The organism is Chryseobacterium sp. C39-AII1, from assembly GCF_039672645.1.
Lineage (GTDB): Bacteria > Bacteroidota > Bacteroidia > Flavobacteriales > Weeksellaceae > Chryseobacterium.
This window is the reverse complement of sequence record NZ_JBDFPQ010000002.1, coordinates 14815-33083: the sequence shown is the minus strand read 5'-3', so window position 1 is coordinate 33083 and position 18269 is coordinate 14815. Positions and strand designations below refer to the sequence as shown.

The following is an 18269-nucleotide window of genomic DNA, read 5'->3' as shown; positions in this document are numbered from 1 at the left end:
GTTCCCAAAGGCGTTTCACTTAGCCAAGATCGCAAAGCTTTTAATTCAAATATTTAAATATTACATTACAACCGTTTTCATCTGCGATTTTGCAATCACCTCATCGTTGATTTTCGTTACGATATCGACTAAAGTTACCCCCATCATTTCATTAATGATAGACACTTCTGAAGTTAGTTTTTCTCCCAATTTCGGCAACTTTATGGCTTCAAAAGTTTTAATAGCACCAATGTAACCTGTCGGAGCTTCTTTTCCTAACAAATAATATTTGTAACCGGTGTGTAAAGCCACGCTCTGAGCCTGATGCTCTACCAAGCCGGAAGCCTGAAAAATTCCGTCCTGAACAAAAATATTTCCCTCTTTTACTTCAAATCCTGAAACCAAATGAGATTCAGAATATTCTGCAATGCTGTTTACCATCACGAAAGGAAATCTTTGCGGAATTAAACTTTCCACAAAATTCTGATCAGATGTTGGTAATTTGTTTTCCATTAGCAAACCGTTAATAAAGCACAAGAATAAGCAAATCTTCCGCTTTCCGGAACACAAAGAAGTACTTTTTCTCCCTTTTTCAGCTTTCCTGAATTCATCAATTGCTCTAAAGCGATGAAAATAGAACCAGCCCCGATGTTTCCGACTTCCGAAAGGTTATAGAACCATTTTTCCCAAGGGAAATCCAATCCTACCTTTGCAAATTCGTCTTTTAAGCCTTCTTTAAAGTATCCTGACGAAATGTGAGCCAAAACGTGGTCAACAGATTCAGGATCAAGCTGATGTTTATCGAATGATGTTCTTAAACTTTCAGCGCCTTTTACAAGAATGTATTTATCTAGAATTTTTGTGTCCTGCTTCAATGCAAAAATAGATTGCTTTAACCATTCGTCTGATGGATAATCTGCCCATGATTTTAAGCTTCCGTCTTCCTGTTTTTCTGTTCCGGCATACATACATGCTTCGATCTCGTGAGCATAAGAATAAAAATCAATGAATTCAATTTTTAAAGAAACTTCGTTTTCTCTCGGCTGTCCTTCCAATAAGAAAGCACCTGCTCCGTCAGAAAGCATCCATCTCAAAAACTCTCTTTTGAAAGCAATGATCGGTCTTTCTTCTAAAAGAATTAAATTTTCGGCTTCATGATTAAATTTATCCGCAGTCATCCATGCAGACATTCTTTCGGAACCTACACAGACTGCATTTTTGTGAACCCCGGCTTTTACAGAAAGGAATCCGTAGTTAAGGGCATTCATCCCGGAATTACAAAGACCTGATGCCGTGTTGATGGCTAACGATTTGTTCACGCTCAGTTCGCCATGTACCATGGATGCATGTGAAGGCTGAATCTGATCGGGTGAAGAAGTTCCTACAGAAAGCAATTCCATATCTTCTTTTTTGAATTGATCATCAAAAAGTCCTTCTACAGCTTTTGCGGCAATCTGCGCATTGGTATGAGTAGGATTACCTTCCTTATCTAAAGCGTAATATCTTGTTTTGATTTTATTGTTTCTTAAAATAAGGGCTTTTGCTTTGGAAGGTGCGTCGTTTATATAACCAAGATACGTTTCCATTTCGTCATTAGAAACCGGCTCATTGGGTAAGTATGTAAATGCTTTTGTTATAAATACGTCGTTCATTCTATTTTAAATTAATTCCTTGTAAATATTCTCTTTGTTTCTTTCTTTTAAACCAAAAGATAGGTGTTGTTAATAAGTGTAAGACCAATACTATAGGTGAAATAACCCATATCGCAGTCATCAAATATACCTTAAAGAATTTGATAAGCAACGGTCGTTTTTCTTTTTTGTTGATAATAAGATTAGACCAAACGGTGAAAATTTTGTTTCCTACTTTTTCTACTCTTACCAAAAATGCCCGGATTTCTACAGCGCCGTTTTTTACCAGGTCGGTCTGTAGGGTATCCATATCATTGTTGCGGAAATGTGTTTCAATAATTCTGCCATATTTTACAGAACCGTTAATTTCTTCATCAGAAACTCCGGCGGCAGGTAAAATTCCCGATTTTTCTTTATGGCCTCCAATCATCCAGCGAATGACAGTTAAAACACTGGTATAATTATCATGTCGGTCTACCAATGCGATATTTCCGACTAATTTAGCTTTGTAATCTCTTAAATATACCTTCAGTTTTTCCTGAGAAAGCATCCACATATTCCGTGTTCCGGAAATCGTAACAACGGGAGTATCTTTCAAAATTTTCTCAGCATATCCGCTTTTTAAAAATGAAATAATCGGAATTGAAGGCGTTAAATACCAAACCTGATATCCAAAAATAATAAGATCATATTTTTTGTTCAGAATATCTTCCGATGGCGGAACGATCTCGCTGGGAATCTGCAAATAAGATTCCGGAAAGGTATTGAAAAATACATCATTTGGCCAGGGAAACGGAAAGTCTTCCTTCATTCTGATGTTATAATAAGTTACGTTATATTCATCCTTTTTGGCTTCAAAAGGCTGAGCTACATTCCGTACAATGTCTTCCAGCTGTCCGGTTTGTGTGTAATATATAACGAGTATATTTTTCTGCATTAGTTTTTATTAAGGGTTTACAAAAATATGCTTTTCATATTTATTATTTATGACTAAATACTTTTAATGATTCAGAACTAAACTTAAGTGTAAAATTATCAGTCTTGAATGAATCTGAGTTAACATTTACAAAAATGATAGTTTCAGGAAGTTCTGCAACGGTATTAAGGTGAAAATTTTCGTCTGAGACCACAAGAACATCAATCTTTTTAGTAATTTCTGTGGTGTTTTTTATATAACTAATTTTTCTTCTTTTTACCAAATACGTCTGTTCTGCCGTTTCTCTTCTTTCATCGTTAGTTATTAAGGTAAACATTCTTCGGCTTGCTTGCTGAAGGGTTAACAAAACATCTTTCTGCCCATAATCATTCGCAAAATGCAAAATATTGGCATCACTTGGAATATGTTTATTCAATTCAAAATAAACGGATTTGTTTTGATTAAAATCTTCCTTTACCGATTTTACAACTTCATTATCTTTATACAAAAAACTCCAGAACAGTTTCTTTTTAAAATAATTTTCATCTTCCAGTTCGTTTCTCAATTGAGCAAACTGCTCTCTGAAATACGCATTAATTTTTTTTGTTCTTTCAGAATAATTTTTCCCAAAATTAACATCATCTTTATGAATTCTGTCACCAACTTTCACAGTGATTGCTCCATCATAGATGATGAAATCGCCTTTTGGTTGCACTTCAGAATTTCCGTGAATGTAGATCGGAACAATATCCAGTCCAAATTCTTCCGCAATATAAAATGCTCCTTTGTGGAATCTTTTCACATCATTGGTATAAGAACGCTCCGCTTCAGGAAAAACAACCAATGAATATCCCTGTTCAACTTTTTCCTTCAATTTCTCCATTCCGTTTTCGATTCCTTGTGAAACGGGATAGAAACCTAAAGCTCTCACCAATTTCCCGAAAACAGGAGAATTGTACACCCAATCATTCACCAGATAAATAATTTTATGAGTGGTCATCGCCAAAGCCAATGTATCAAGGAATGACGTGTGATTGGCAATGATTACAGCAGGCTTACTCAAATCTTCATTTGGATTTTTAATGAGTCTTTTCTTTACAAATGGATTCGTATATAAGACAGAAGTTAAAAATTTAGACAAAATTAATTTTATAATGTCTAAAGTTCTTCCTTTGGAATTTTTAACAAAAATGCTTCCAATAGCGGAAAATATCAATCCTCCCAATCCGTAATATAAGAATGATAAAAGAGAATTAAACAGCATTCTGAAAGTAGTAGGAGAAAGTCCTTTCTTTGCTCTGTTTGTAATTAATAATCTAAACCAAAAAGGATATAATGTTGATGTGATAATGATTACAGAAAACATTCCGATTAAAGCGACTAAAGCTAATGAATGTAATGCCGGATGTTTTGCAAAGATCAAAGAACCGATAGATAAAATCGTCGTGAAAACCGCCAGAATAATTGAAGTTCTGTATGTTGGAAGTTCATTTTTACCATTCGTGTGTTCTTTTTGCATTGCCTGTGTCAGGAAAATGCTGAAATCGTCTCCAACTCCGAAAACCAACGTACAAACAACGGTACTGAAGATATTTAATTCTAATCCCAAGAAATAGAGAATTCCCGCTGTAACAACTCCCGTTAAAACAATAGGGAACATCGTTAAGATTGTCAATTCAAAATTTCTAAAGAAAACAATAATCGTTAAAACAATCGCTAAAAGAGAATAATTGATTAATGTATTGAAGTCATTTTTCAATAAGCCTAAAAAGTTTTCATTCATCTGTTGGCGGTCGATAGCCAATGCCTCATGCTTTTTCTCTATGTCTTTTATAAAGGCATCTCTTTTCTTTTCATCAACTTTTACAACATTCGAAACCGTATAAAAACCATTTTCCTGACTTAAAAATTCTGAAATCTGTAGGGCTTTTACTTTTTCGTAATCTTTTAAACTTAATGTAGAATAATCTTTATTTAAATTTTCATTAAACTGATCAAATGCAGAACTGTTGAACCCAAATTGATTTCCGTTTTTAATTAATTCAGAAATCGTTTGATTTTTCTTATTCACATCCCAGAATTTTTTCCACTCTTCAATTCTTTTTTGTTGATCTTTTTCGGATAAAACAACATTTCCAAGCGAATTGTAACTTAAAATTTTTCCGTCTTTCTTTTCTTTTTCTAAAAATTGGCTCAATTGAGAGTTTCTCGCCAAAGCTTGTTCTTCAGAATCTCCATAAGAAATCGTGTAAATGGATTTTGAAGTGATGTCTGAAAGTTTTTCCAGTTTTGCTTCACTTATCTTTAGATCTTTCGGAATATAATTTAAATCACCAATGTCTTCATTAAAACCAACATGTCTGAAACCAAATAGACAAGCGATAATAATCACCGAACAGATGATAATTAAAGGTTTATTCTTTTCGTAAGGATAAGACCCAATTTTATCAATGAAATTGGTGTTTACTGCTTTTTCTTTCGCCTTAGGTTTGTATAATTGCGGAACAATAATCAAAGCGGTAACTGAGGATAAAATAACCGTAATAGCTGCAAAAAGTCCCAAATCTTTCAACGCTTCCGAACGAACAAAAATCAAGCACAGAAACGAAACAGCCGTTGTTGCGCTACTTAAAACGATTGGCTTTGTAATTTCTTTGTAAAGCTCTTCAATATTGTTGTTGTGCTTGTAATGCGTGAGAATGTGCAACGCATAATCGATCGTAATTCCGATCAAAATAGCTCCAACGCTTAATGAAATGGCGGAAATTTTATCTTTAATAAAGTATAAAATCAACAAAGCGAGTAAAACGGAGAATACTGTTGGAAGAAAAACAATAATCGGCGTGAAGATATTTCTGAAGTAATAAATCAACAATAATAAAAGTACTGTCATCGAAATAATAACAGTGTTCTGAATATCTTTTTTGATTTGTTGAGCATTCGCAACCGCAATTACAGGTGACCCGAAATAGCTGATTTCTGTTTTCCCTTTGAATTGTTTGTTGAGATTGTCTTTTATTTCGTTTAATTGATTGACAAATGATTCGTTGGCTTTTGTATCGTTGCTTTTATTTTTTGGATCGATGAAAAGCAGAAGGTTTTTTCCGTCTTTGGTAACGATGTAATTGTCTTCCAGTTTGAAATCTTTACTGATATTTAAAGCATTCAGTTTTTTAATTCCAAGAAAAGTAATTCCAAGCGGATCTTTTTTGATGAATTCTTTTGTAACCAAACTCGTCGGCGAAACCAAAGAAACGTAATTGTTCTCAACCTGTTTTGCAATGCTGTCTTTCTGGAGTTTTCTTTCAATCTCTTTGTAATCGGTTTCATTTAAGAACAAAGGGAGATTTTGATTCACGAAATCGAAGGTTTCCGAAATTTCATTATCATTCACCTTTCCCTGAACCGAACCGATGTACTTTTGTAAAGGCTCAATTTTGGTTAAAAAAGTATCAGCAGTTTCCGAAAGCTGAAAACTTTCTTCTTTGGATTTGTTTTCAATAATAACGATGATTTTGTCGGAAAAGTTGAGCTGCTTCAGAACTTTTGCTGTAAGATCCGACTTTTCATTTTTAGGAATAATCTGATTAATATCTTCCTCAAAATTAATTTTTGAAGCAAAAAATCCGCACAGAACGGCGATTCCAACTGCAAAAAATACAGATAGAAGCTTGTTTTTGGCGATCAGATAGTATAAAAATATAAAAAAACGATGCATTGCATTATGAAAATCAAGTTTGCAAATTTAATTTTTTCAGGAGTAGTTCAAAATGTTTTAACAATAAGTTTGTCTGAAAATCAATAAAATATTTTAGGCGAAATAAAAAATAATCTACTTTTGCAGAAGTTCCTTTTGATGAAAAAATATTTATTAAAGATTCATAATAAAAAATAATGAGTTTATTACACCCGTATTTCCTGATCATAATCTTTTTCTTATTGATATTTAGCTTCCAAGAAGTTTTTAGAGGTAAGGTAGATAGAAAGTATCTGTATCTTCTAGGTGTTTTTATGGTACTTGTTGCGGGATTGAGAAATAATGTAGGCCCAGACTACGGAAGTTATCGTGGGATTTACATTTACTCAGATACGATAGATTACAGCAGTATTATTGTCAAAGGGTTGCACCTCACCCCTTCCCAATCTGTGGATGTGGAGTGGTTGTATGTACTTATCAATAAGATTCTCTTAAATGTTTTTGATTCCCCTTATTATATGCTGACGCTGGTAATTGCTGCCTTAGCGGTTTTCTTTAAGCTTCAGTATGTGGAAGATAATACGTTTTATCCTTTTACTTTTCTTTTGTTTATGTTTATTCCTGGTTTTTTTATTGGGGAAAGTGGGCAGATTAGACAGAATTTAGGTGTTGCCATTGGGTATTTTGCTATTAGATTTATTAAAGAGAGAAAGTTATTTTATTTTTTGCTCTGTATTTATCTGGCGGGAGGTATTCATAATATTTGTTATGCGTTTCTTCCGATGTATTGGGTGGCACGTATTCCGGTGAATAAAGGTATTATGCTTGGATCAATTATCGCGTCTATCATCATGTCGCCATTCGAAGTATATCGAGTTTTTGGTAGTTTCTTAGATAGTATTGCCTCAGATAGTACGGTTGTGGGTGGTTTTAATGCTTATATGGAAGAAAGTGTAGAAAGGCTTAATGGAGGAATTGGGATTCCTGAATTAATGACTGCTATCCTTACCTTTTTCCTTTTTGTGTATGACACGAAGCTCAAAGAAAAATATCCATATTATGAATATCATAGAAATTATGCGCTTGTCGGGATTTGTTTCTTCTTTATTTTTAGAAATAATCCGGTTTTCTCGTCGAGATTGGTAGGTGCTTTTACGGGCTTAGGACTTGTGATTATTCCTAACTCGATGTATGTGATTTCAAAACAGAGTAAAATCATGGTATATGCCTTTATTATATTTATGGTAATCTTTAATTTCTTAGTTTTTGCAAGTTTCAGAAATATTATCGCGGGTAGATTTACCATTGATCTTTATCAGAATTTCTTACTTCCTTAAATTGATTTATTTCTTTAAAAGATATTCAAGACAGCATTTCACGTGCTGTCTTTTTTTTATTTGAAATTGAATAATGTAAATGTTTTATTAGTTTTTGATTATTAATATTGATTTATATTGATTTTAATAATAAAAAATTCAACCCATATTACTGTATTTTTGCATTGCTCAAGTTGAAAAGTGTGGTATCTGCATATATAATTTAATAATTATAATTTTTTGTGTCCATAAATCGTTTATTATCAAATGATTTATAAAATTAATAATGGATTTTTATTAAAGGCTTAAATGTTGTACTTAGACAAAGAGCACAAAATCAAGGAATATGAAAAAGTCAGTAAAACATTTAGCGGCAACCTGTTGCCTGGTCTCGGTTTTCATGTATTCCCAAAATAAGGAATGGAATGATAGCCCTTCGAAATTTAGTAATTCAAGTATTTCTGGCTTGAAAAACACGGAGTCTTTAACTAAAAATGAAAATTCTCAGCATGGTATTGTAAACTCTACTCAATTTAATCAAAATCAACAGGAAAGACTAAAAGCGGAGCCTTTAGATTGGACGAAGGCTCCCAACAGTTACATTTTTGATCCTTCACAGAATAGTGGCGGAATCATAATTCCCGTAGCAAAAGCCTATGCCATGTGGCAGAATAATAAATGGCTGGGGGTAAAAATTCCGGATGGGAAGATGGTTGCTGAGGTATTGTGGGAAGATGTTCATGGGCTGATAAAAACCGGAGCAAGTTATTCTTTGGAGCTCACAGATTCTGCAGAAAATGCTAAAATTAGGGTCCCCGTGAATAAATCTAAAAAGGGGAATGCGGTTGTTGCATTAAGAATCAATGGTGAAATTTATTGGAGCTGGCATATTTGGGTAACGGATGATCCTACAAATGGTTCTACATACAAAAGTTATCCTGGAGTTACACGACAGAGAAGCAACGGAGTCATAGAAGTTATTCCGGATTCTGATTGGAAATGGATGGATAGAAACCTAGGCGCAATAAGCAATTCTATGACTTCTTCGGAATGGAACAGAGGGGGCGGATTACTTTATCAATGGGGAAGAAAAGACCCTATTCCTTCTTTGGTAACCAAATCTGATGATTTTTACGAAGTAAGTGGAACGATTGGTAGAATTCGCCACAGACAAGCGAAGAATATGACCAACGCCGCTACGATAGATAATCTTACAAAGTACGTAATGCTTTCTAATGCTTTGGTTGAAAATAATATGAAGTTGGCGGTAAAGAATCCGTTGAGTTTAATTTATGTAAACAAAGATGACAATACAGGGCAGGCGTATTATAATAACAATTTAAACTTGCCTGTCAATTGGTTTGGTAAAGCTTCTGGCATTGCAGATGCGCAATTGGGAGAGCTTAATTTATGGTCTGATAATTCTCAGGGAAAAATTATTACCACCAATTATAATGCAGATGCGAATGCAAATCCTTATCGGGATAAGTCTCCTTTTGATCCTTGTCCCAACGGTTGGCGTATTCCGTCTGTCTTAGTAGCTAATCAGGGTTCTACGTCTTATATTGATGATATTAGAATAGATTATTCCCCTTTTGGCGTAAGAACAAACTTGGGTAAGAATACTTTTGAAACTAATAAGTATCATTTAATTAAACCTACCGATGCAGGAGTTCCGGGATATATGACGGGCTTTAGAGTATATGCCAATTTCGGTTTTGATATGTCGAATGTGGGTGGAAATAATATGGGCGTTTTCCCGGGATCGGGTCAGTTGATTAGAAATGCTCACGAAGGGCAGTATAGTGATGAGCATCATACAGCACTTTGGACGGCTACCATGCCAAGACATTTTGATGCTTCTCCGGCAGTTGGAGCTAGAATGTTGTGGATGATTCCGGATAAAGATCAGCCGGATATTCAGGATCCAAATATTCCGAATGCAAAGGGAAGATTTTTTTATATGCCTTTAATGACAGGGGGAACATCCGATGCTAATGCATGTAGATGCATTAAAGATCCGTTATATATTGTAAATAATTACAATTTCCCGACAGAATATTTAACAGCACCGGTAGAATATAGAGAAGGAATTAATAATCCAAACTCGTATCAGATGGTAAAAAATACGGTGGCAACAACGATTGAAATTCCCGTAAGTAAAGCATTTTCGGTTCAAAGTCAATTATTAAATAACCAAACGATTTTAGATCCTTCAAGTTTTAATAATTTAAAAGCGAATGTTCTTTGGACTACGAATACGGCATTGGTTGGTGGTTTATCTATTGTGAATCCTGCGCCAAGTTCAGTAACGGCACTTGCCAACTCAAAAATTTCAGTGGTTATTAATCCGAATCAAAGCGGAAACGCTGTTGTTACGCTTCACAACGGAAGCATCACAAATCCTGTCTATTGGTCTTGGCACATTTGGGTAACCGATACTCCGATTGCCTCAAAACCTTATGTAACGGAGTTGCCTTTGAATATTACGAACTATGTAAATTATGTTACTCAGGGATATTCTGTGCTTCAAACTGAATTTATGGATAGAAACCTTGGAGCAACTGATGCTTTTCCTTTAGTAGCAAATCCTCTTACGCCAACAAGTGCAGAATTATTGCAAATCAGAGCATCTGCAGGATTGCATTATCAATGGGGAAGAAAAGATCCGATTCCTATTTTACAAAACGCAGATAACAGAAGTTCGAATTCTGTATTTTTAGGAAATATGGGAGCGAGCGGAAGTCTTACTTACACTACATTGAATTATGCAACTTATAATAATTTAGCGGGAAGCTATATCATTCCATATAACACATATTCCAACGCAGCCAACGCGAATGTGTTAACAACCGATAAGCCTTCAGAAAAAGTAGCTAAAGTATTGTCTTATTCTGTGAAAAATCCTTTAGTGTATATGATTCCGAGTACTTATGCTGCGTACAATTCAGCGCAGCCGCTTTATACCAATGGAACCGACTGGTTGGCAACGGAGCCTAATTTAGCTTCCGACAGATGGGGTAGAGGAGGACCAAAATCGCCATTCGATCCGTGTCCAGAAGGTTGGAGAATTCCTGATGTTACAAGTGTTTCTATAGTTTCAAATCAAGACTTTGGTCATTCACCTTGGTACAAAAAAGGCAAAAATGCAGCAAGTTGGTGGAGCGTGCTTACAGATTATCTCGGTGTAAGGGTGCGAAACAGTACTTCTACAACCATTGGATATATGTACAACGATCCTACCTATAGCGTCGGAAGTTATCCAAACTCGGGTTCCAGAGGAATTCGAAGTGTTATCGGAAATCAAACAGCGCAAGGTACTTATAATATGATCAACTTCCAGTTTCCGGGAATCTGGACGGATGCTTTAAATTCAAATTACCTTGGAAGGCCGGTTAATATTATGTTTGATGCAGCTTCTACTGCCAACCGAATGATTGCCTACAATGATAACAATGATCCATACTTTGGAATGAACTGTCGTTGTGTGAAAATGAAATTCGAGGCTAACGGAAGCGAAAGCGGCCCAATTCCTAAGTTGCAAATTACTTCATTGCCTCTAACGAAACCATCAGCTGTTTTAAAAGCGGTTGAGGTCGTAGATCAGGTTAAAGAAAATAAAATCTCACTTTTCCCAAATCCTGTGAAAGATGTACTTTATATAAAAGCTCCTGAGGAAAGAGGATATTTTTTTCAGGTTTACAATATGTCCGGACAAATCGTAAAATCCGGAGAGTTTGAAAACGGAAAGACCGATCTTTCAACATTGGTTTCCGGTGTGTATCTGGTAAGGGTAAACTCTGATACAATGGTAAAGATCATCAAGCAATAAGTTAATTAATTGATTAATGTGAAAGGGATGGAATATTTAAAATATTTCATCCTTTTTTATGTAAATGAAATTTCCCCGTCTATCATCATTGAAGAAAATTTCTATTCAATGGTTAAATTTCAAATTCAGGTGTTTTATTTTTTAGCCTAAAATGCTTTAATGAAAGGTTTTGATGAGGTTCCGTTCTTTTTAATGGATCTTAATTAAATGATATTCATTTTTAAATTAAACTCAGATTACAAAACCTATATAATAAAAAAGCTTTACTTTTGCAAAAAATTTTTAGAATGTCGAAAAATTTAGTAATCGTTGAGTCACCGGCAAAAGCAAAAACTATTCAGAAATATTTAGGGAAGGATTTCGAAGTGAAATCTAGCTTTGGGCATATCCGAGATTTACCTAAAAAAGGAATGGGGATTGATTTGTCTACATTCAGTCCGGATTATGAAGTTTCTGCAGACAAGAAGAAATTGGTAACTGAGTTGAAAGCCGCTGTGAAAAAAGCCGAAATGGTTTGGTTGGCTTCCGATGAAGACCGCGAGGGAGAGGCTATTGCATGGCACTTGGCGGAAGAGCTGAAACTGAAACCGGAAAATAGAAAAAGAATTGTTTTTCACGAGATTACTAAAAATGCCATTCTAAAATCTATCGAAAATCCTAGAGATATTGATCAAAACTTGGTAAATGCGCAACAGGCAAGAAGAGTTTTAGACAGAATCGTAGGTTTCGAAATGTCTCCGGTACTATGGAAAAAAGTAAAACCGGGATTATCGGCAGGTAGAGTACAGTCGGTTGCGGTAAGATTAATCGTTGAAAGAGAAAAAGAAATTCGTGAGTTTACTCCGAAGGCAAGTTTCAAATTAGATGGTGTTTTCTTAAACAAAACCGAGCAGGAAATTGCTGCTAAACTTAAAAAAGACTTCGAAAAAGAAGAAGATGCAGAAAAATTCTTAGAATTAGCAAGAACAACTGAGTTTAAAGTTTTAAATGTTGAAACAAGACCGGGAACACGTTCTGCTTCTGCACCGTTTACCACTTCTACATTACAACAGGAAGCTTCTTCAAGATTAGGATATAATGTAACCAACACGATGCGTCTTGCACAAAGATTGTACGAAGAAGGTTACATTACTTATATGAGAACCGACTCGGTAAACCTTTCTCAAGAGGCTATCGAAGGGGCAAAAAAACAAATCACCTCAGAATACGGCGCGGAATATTCTGCACCAAGAAATTATACTACGAAATCTGCATCGGCACAGGAAGCTCACGAAGCAATTCGTCCAACTGATTTTGCTGTGAAAAGTATCGGTGATGCACAATTAAACAGATTGTATCAGTTAATTTACAGAAGAACACTGGCTTCTCAGATGGCAAATGCTAAAATTGAGAAAACAGTAATCGAAATCGGAAACGCAAAACTTCCTCAGAACTTTGAAGCGCAAGGTGAAGTAATCATTTTTGATGGTTTCTTAAAAGCGTACGGAATCGTAAAAGCGGAAGATGATGACGATGAAAACAACGATAAATTGCTTCCGAAAGTAACAGTTGGTGAAGTTTTAGAATATAAAAAAATTACTGCAACAGAAAAATTCACAAGACCAAGCGCGAGATATACGGAAGCTGGTTTGGTAAGAAAGCTGGAAGAGTTGGGAATCGGTCGTCCATCGACTTATGCACCGACAATTCAGACAATCCAAAACCGTGAATATGTTGATAAAAGAGAGATCGATCCACAGACAAGAGAAGTGGTGAAGATGTCTCTAGCAAAAGATAAAATTAAAAAAGAAGTTCTTGACGAGAAATTCGGAGGGGATAAAAATAAATTCGTTCCAACGGACACGGGTGAGGTTGTAAGTGATTTCTTAACAGATAATTTTAAAGAAATCTTAGATTACGGTTTCACGGCAAGAGTTGAAGAGAGCTTCGACGAAATTGCCAACGGTGACCAGAAGTGGAAAGAAATGATGACAGATTTCTACTCAAAATTCCATCCGAGAATTGAAGATGTAGAAGAAAATGCAGACAGAGCAACTGGAGACAGACTTTTAGGTGTTGATCCTAAAACTGGTAAAAACGTTCACGCAAGAATCGGAAGATTTGGAGCGATGATTCAGATTGGTGAGACGGATGATGAGGAAAAGCCAATTTTCGCATCATTAATGGCCGGACAAAACATTGCAACGATTACTTTTGATGAGGCGATGGAATTGTTCAGACTGCCTTTCGACCTGAGTGAAGTAGACGGTCAGCCGGTTTCTGTAGGTGTCGGAAGATTCGGACCTTATGTGAAATGGGGCGAAACGTACATCAGTATTCCGAAAGGTGAAGATCCGCTTTCTGTAGATCAAAAACGTGCCGAAGAGATCATCAATGAAAAGAAATTGGCAGACGCACCGATTGCTTCGTACAAAGGCGAGCCTATTACAAAAGGAACGGGAAGATTTGGCCCTTTCATTAAGTATCAAAGTATTTTCATTAATGTTCCGAAAAAATATAACTTCGAAAATCTTTCTCAAAGCGACATCAACGAATTGGTAGAAGCTAAGTTGGAAAAAGAAGCCAACCGTTATATTCAACAATGGGAAGCTGAAAAAATTTCCATTGAAAATGCAAGATGGGGTCCTATCGTAAAACATGGAAAGAATATCTATAAAATTCCAAAGAAGAAAGACGATACCAAATACGAAAGCGAAGAGCTGAAAGATATTTCTCTTGATGAGGTTAAAAAATGGATCACCGATCAAGATCCGAAAGCTTTTACAGAGAAAAAGAAACCTGCGGCTAAAAAAGCAACCGCGGCTAAGAAAACAACAACCACTAAGAAGGCAACGACAACAGTGAAAAAGCCTGCGGCTAAGAAACCGGCAGCGAAGAAATAAAACTTTATAAGAAAAGCGCAGATTATTAACCTGCGCTTTTGTTTTTATTATAGGTAGCTGAAGATTGTGAGTATGCGAAATCGAAGACGACTTTTATCCACACTATTTGTCATCCTGTAAGGATCTAAGCTCGAATCTTTTCATTAAATAATTAAGTATATAATAATTCTCATCCACCCAAAAACACTCACCACCCAATCTTTTATACTCAAAAACGAGTCTTTTAGGCTGAATAACCAGTCTTTTTACCTCGTTGTTCACTCTTTGAGATTCGTGGATGAGTCTTTTAGGCTCGTTGTTGAATCTTTTACTATGAAAAACGACTCTTTTATACTGGTTGATGAGTCTAAAAGAGTCGTTTTTTAAAATATAAGTCAAAAATTATTCTTTTTTAGGAATCGTTCTGTTTCCTTTTCTTACAAACCGCTGACTAAGATCTTCGTAAATAGGTTTTGCAGTGGCAATTCCTTTGTCGGAAGCTTCTTTTGTGGTTCCGTAATAGAAAAGGGCAGCTGTAAGGGCTTCGCTTCCGGCAAGCATCACGGTATCTTCAATATCGGCAGCCAGCTGGGTTGCCAGATTTCCGAGTGGTGTAAGTGCGCTCACTACAGCTTCGTCTTTTAGAAATTCTGTTTGGTTCATGTAGTTAGGCGTGAATTCAGGATTGGTTTCCATATAGCCTTTTACTTTCTGTACAGTGGCTAATGTTTTGTCGCCCATTTTAAAAAGAGATTTTCTGTCTTCTACGGTTAATCCCTGTAAATAAGGAGCAAGCAGTGCTCTGCAATCCTGTAATTTTTGGTTTACCTCTGCTATTACGTTCAGCGGTATTTCTACACTGATTTGATTTTTTGTACTCATCGTTTTGTGAATTTTTATTTAGAAATTAAAAGTAATAAATTTTAATATACACTTTCTATTTTTTTTGAAAAGTTCTTTTTACCATTATTATCCGCATTTGTCATCCCCGTAGGGATCGAAACTTAGTATTAGAAGGTAGGAAGAAAATATGTTAGCCTAGATCCTTCCAGGATGACAAACTGTGTGAAATTAAAAAGAAAAGTATAATTAGTAAAAACTAAACCTGATGGCGCAGGACACTGCTTGAATACATTTAATCTAAATTAGTCATCAAACAAATAAGATGAGTAATCACAAACCTTTCACCCGCAAAGAATTTCTGCAAACTTCAGCTTTAGGCATTGCTGCTGTATTTTTAGGATCGTCATTTACAAGCTTGATGTCTTCGGATGAAAAGCCTTATTTCAATTTAAAACCAATCGGAAGGTCATTGGCTGTGGAAGGATATTACATTTGGTGCAGTTCTCCGATTTGGGGTGAAGACGGAAAAGTACATCTCTTTTATTCCCGATGGAAAAAAGAAAAAGGAATGGGAGGTTGGCTCAACGGTTCTGAAATTTGTCGTGCGGAAGCCGATTCTCCTTTTGACGAATTTCAACATAAACAAGTTGTTCTTGCGCCGAGAGGTGAAGGTTTTTGGGATGCAACAACTTGTCATAATCCTTTAATTAAAAAAGTAGGTAAAGATTATCTGCTTTTCTTCATGGGGACTTCCAACGGAAAAACAAATACGAAAAGAATTGGTTTGGCGACTTCGAAAAGTCTGGATGGAGAATGGAAAAGGCCGGATGAACCATTGCTACTTCCCGGAAAAGAAGGTTCGTGGGACGATCATTGTACCACAAATCCGGCTTTTGTAAAAGGAAATGACGGAAAATACTGGCTGTTTTACAAATCATGGAACACACATGAGTATGAAACTCAAAAGGGATCAATTCGTGGCAACAGAAAATATGGTTTAGCAAAATCACATTCTCCAACGGGACCTTATGTGAAAGTTTCGGAAAACCCGGTGATTGATTTTTCATCATTACCCAATAATGCACAGTTGGAAGATGCATTTGTGTGGAAACAAAAAGAAAAATATCACATGATTGCCCGTGATATGGGATTTTTTAATCATGAATATGGTTTACACTTAACTTCAAAAAACGGACTTCAGTGGTCGAAACCAGAAATCGCTTATTTGAATATGAAAAGTTATATTAATGAACTAACTCCGCCGAAAAATTTAAACCGATTCGGAAGATTAGAACGACCAATGATTTTGCTTGATAAAGACGGTGAAACACCAAGATTTTTATTCGGAGCCACACAGGGCGGAAAATATGATACTTCTACAACTTTTGTTTTTGAGATTTTGAAATCTTAGATACAGCACAACTTTGTCAAAGATTAAAACTTTGACAAAGTTAATCAACGTTAATACAACGAAGCCATTAACAATCGCTCTTTTATGCTTGATAAGTAATTTAATTTTAATATTTTTGATTCCCATAAGAGGAAACGAAAGAATGGAGTTTGGCGATTGTATCAATTCACCGAAAATTTTCAACACAGAAAATAAAAACATTCTTTTTTTTCAATAAATGAAAAAGATGAAAAAAAAGGTATTACTTTTCGCAGTATTTCTCGTACTGGGAATTTTGGTTGTTTACAGCATACAATCGGTGGCAGGATTTGCAGGAAGATTTATTTATCCGTTGGATGACAGCTACATCCACCTTTCGATGGCAAAAAGTTTTGCAGAATCGGGAGTTTGGGGAATTACAAAGCACGAGTTTTCTTCCACCACTTCATCTCCTTTTTTTACTTTTTTATTATCAGTTTTAATTAAATTATTCGGAGACTGGCAATATATTCCGTTGGTGGCGAATATGGTTGCCGGAGCTGCATTATTATTGGTTTTGCATCAATATTTAAAAAGATATTCTTTAGTAACGTATGCTGTTGTATTGCTAGGAGTAGTTTTTCTGATGCCTTTGCATTTGATGATTATCTCAGGAATGGAGCACGTTTTCCATACTTTGACGATGGTGCTCATCTTACTTTTTTTCAGAGAATATCTGGAAAAAGGAAATATGAAAAGCTTCGTGGCATTGATTTTATTTTCCATCTTGGCGACAGGTTTCAGATACGAAAGTTTATTTTTTATCATTTTTATATGCGCTTATCTTTTCTTTATTAAAAAAGATTTTGTCAAAAGCATTCTCTTAGGGCTTTTCTCTTTATTGCCTGTGGTTATTTATGGTTTGATTTCCTTGCAACAAGGCTCATTCTTTTTGCCGAATTCATTGATTTTAAAAGGAAACACTTTCAGCGGACTTGGTGGATTTTTATTAAGAATTGCCGGAAATGCCTATCGCGGATTATCTGTGGTAATTTTAGTTTTAATTTTATTGGTTCAAATTTTTATCACTTCCAAAAAAGAAAATTCTTTCCTTGATAAAATTAAAAAAAATGCTATGGCATTGGTTGTTTTAGGCGGATTTTCCATTCATGTATTATTTGCGAATTTTGGTTGGCTGATTCGTTATGAAGCTTATTTGGTCGTTTTGGTTTTATTGTCGATTGCTCCGTTTTTAGAAACCGTTTTCGAAAATAAAAAACAGATGAAATTTGTTTTCGCAGCGATCATTTTGCTGTTTGCGACTACATTTTTCATTCGTTTTGTGAAAATGTTGAATTATCAGACGGTTGCCTCTAAAAATATTTACGATCAGCAGATTCAGCTGGCAGATTTTCTTCATCAATATTACAGAAATTCAAAAGTGGTGGCAAATGATATTGGTGCCATTGCTTATTTCAACAATATTCATTTGTTAGATACATTTGGTTTGGGAAGTATAGAAGTGGCCAAACTTCGCAAAAACGATCATGCTAAATTTGTTAAAAATCAGCCATTAGAAAATTACATCAAAAAAACGGCAATTAACGATCATTTCGAGTTGGCGATTGTTTACGAAGATTGGGCACACATGCCGGAAGATTTTACCAAAGTAGGAACGCTTTCTATTCAGAATAACTATATTTGCGGAGGTCCTACTGTTACTTTTTATGCGATAAAAAAACAGGATGCGGACAAGCTTAGAGCGCAGTTAACCGAGTTTTCTAAGCAAATACCTAACGATGTTTCTATAAAAATTGTAAAGTAA

The 18269-nt window shown here is 35.4% G+C and carries 11 protein-coding genes; 5 read left to right on the top strand and 6 right to left on the bottom strand.

Going from position 1 to position 18269, the window contains the following annotated elements:
- Positions 1-60 precede the first annotated feature (60 nt).
- The 4 genes from ABEG63_RS02965 to ABEG63_RS02950 are packed head-to-tail and all read right to left on the bottom strand — an operon-like array spanning position 61 to position 6244.
- On the bottom strand, positions 61-492 hold the full coding sequence (locus ABEG63_RS02965) for a hypothetical protein (RefSeq protein ID WP_346582867.1): 432 nt from the start codon (positions 490-492) through the stop codon (positions 61-63).
- Complete coding sequence (locus tag ABEG63_RS02960) at positions 492-1631, bottom strand: beta-ketoacyl-ACP synthase III (protein ID WP_267404431.1); 1140 nt, start codon at positions 1629-1631, stop codon at positions 492-494. Before ABEG63_RS02960 ends, ABEG63_RS02965 begins: the two co-directional genes overlap by 1 nt.
- Position 1632: 1 nt before the next feature.
- The gene (locus tag ABEG63_RS02955) at positions 1633-2547 is read right to left on the bottom strand and encodes a dialkylrecorsinol condensing enzyme DarA (RefSeq protein WP_346582865.1); all 915 of its coding nucleotides are present in this window, start codon (positions 2545-2547) and stop codon (positions 1633-1635) included.
- Positions 2548-2590: 43 nt separating this feature from the next.
- On the bottom strand, positions 2591-6244 hold the full coding sequence (locus ABEG63_RS02950; protein ID WP_346582864.1) for an MMPL family transporter: 3654 nt from the start codon (positions 6242-6244) through the stop codon (positions 2591-2593).
- A 176-nt stretch (positions 6245-6420) separates the two neighbouring features.
- Between ABEG63_RS02950 and ABEG63_RS02945 the strand changes: the two genes are divergently transcribed.
- The 3 genes from ABEG63_RS02945 to topA all read left to right on the top strand — a co-directional run bounded on the left by ABEG63_RS02945 (position 6421) and on the right by topA (position 14253).
- Positions 6421-7560, top strand: coding sequence for an EpsG family protein (locus ABEG63_RS02945; protein ID WP_267404425.1), 1140 nt, complete (start codon positions 6421-6423; stop codon positions 7558-7560).
- Positions 7561-7885: 325 nt separating this feature from the next.
- A complete protein-coding gene (locus tag ABEG63_RS02940) occupies positions 7886-11371 on the top strand; it encodes a T9SS type A sorting domain-containing protein (protein WP_346582862.1) in 3486 nt (1161 codons plus the stop codon).
- A 287-nt stretch (positions 11372-11658) separates the two neighbouring features.
- Entirely contained in the window at positions 11659-14253 is a 2595-nt protein-coding gene (gene topA / locus ABEG63_RS02935) for a type I DNA topoisomerase (protein ID WP_346582860.1), read from the top strand.
- 102 nt (positions 14254-14355) lie between these two features.
- Here the strand turns inward: topA and ABEG63_RS02930 are convergent, their stop codons facing one another.
- Positions 14356-14631 carry a hypothetical protein gene (locus tag ABEG63_RS02930; protein WP_346582858.1) on the bottom strand — a complete coding sequence of 92 codons (276 nt, stop codon included), beginning with the start codon at positions 14629-14631 and terminating at the stop codon, positions 14356-14358.
- Between the two features lie 3 nt (positions 14632-14634).
- Positions 14635-15114 (bottom strand): hypothetical protein, encoded by a 480-nt coding sequence (locus ABEG63_RS02925; protein ID WP_312398742.1) that lies wholly within the window; start codon positions 15112-15114, stop codon positions 14635-14637.
- A gap of 283 nt (positions 15115-15397) precedes the next feature.
- Between ABEG63_RS02925 and ABEG63_RS02920 the strand changes: the two genes are divergently transcribed.
- The gene (locus tag ABEG63_RS02920) at positions 15398-16486 is read left to right on the top strand and encodes a glycoside hydrolase family protein (RefSeq protein ID WP_346582857.1); all 1089 of its coding nucleotides are present in this window, start codon (positions 15398-15400) and stop codon (positions 16484-16486) included.
- Between the two features lie 226 nt (positions 16487-16712).
- On the top strand, positions 16713-18269 hold the full coding sequence (locus ABEG63_RS02915; RefSeq protein WP_346582855.1) for a hypothetical protein: 1557 nt from the start codon (positions 16713-16715) through the stop codon (positions 18267-18269).

What these genes read in the sequence shown, in the direction of transcription:
- ABEG63_RS02965 (WP_346582867.1), bottom strand. Translation starts at nt 492, where the DNA reads ATGGAAAACAAATTACCAACATCTGATCAGAATTTTGTGGAAAGTTTA.
- ABEG63_RS02960 (WP_267404431.1), bottom strand. Translation starts at nt 1,631, where the DNA reads ATGAACGACGTATTTATAACAAAAGCATTTACATACTTACCCAATGAG.
- ABEG63_RS02955 (WP_346582865.1), bottom strand. Translation starts at nt 2,547, where the DNA reads ATGCAGAAAAATATACTCGTTATATATTACACACAAACCGGACAGCTG.
- ABEG63_RS02950 (WP_346582864.1), bottom strand. Translation starts at nt 6,244, where the DNA reads ATGCATCGTTTTTTTATATTTTTATACTATCTGATCGCCAAAAACAAG.
- ABEG63_RS02945 (WP_267404425.1), top strand. Translation starts at nt 6,421, where the DNA reads ATGAGTTTATTACACCCGTATTTCCTGATCATAATCTTTTTCTTATTG.
- ABEG63_RS02940 (WP_346582862.1), top strand. Translation starts at nt 7,886, where the DNA reads ATGAAAAAGTCAGTAAAACATTTAGCGGCAACCTGTTGCCTGGTCTCG.
- topA (WP_346582860.1), top strand. Translation starts at nt 11,659, where the DNA reads ATGTCGAAAAATTTAGTAATCGTTGAGTCACCGGCAAAAGCAAAAACT.
- ABEG63_RS02925 (WP_312398742.1), bottom strand. Translation starts at nt 15,114, where the DNA reads ATGAGTACAAAAAATCAAATCAGTGTAGAAATACCGCTGAACGTAATA.
- ABEG63_RS02920 (WP_346582857.1), top strand. Translation starts at nt 15,398, where the DNA reads ATGAGTAATCACAAACCTTTCACCCGCAAAGAATTTCTGCAAACTTCA.
- ABEG63_RS02915 (WP_346582855.1), top strand. Translation starts at nt 16,713, where the DNA reads ATGAAAAAAAAGGTATTACTTTTCGCAGTATTTCTCGTACTGGGAATT.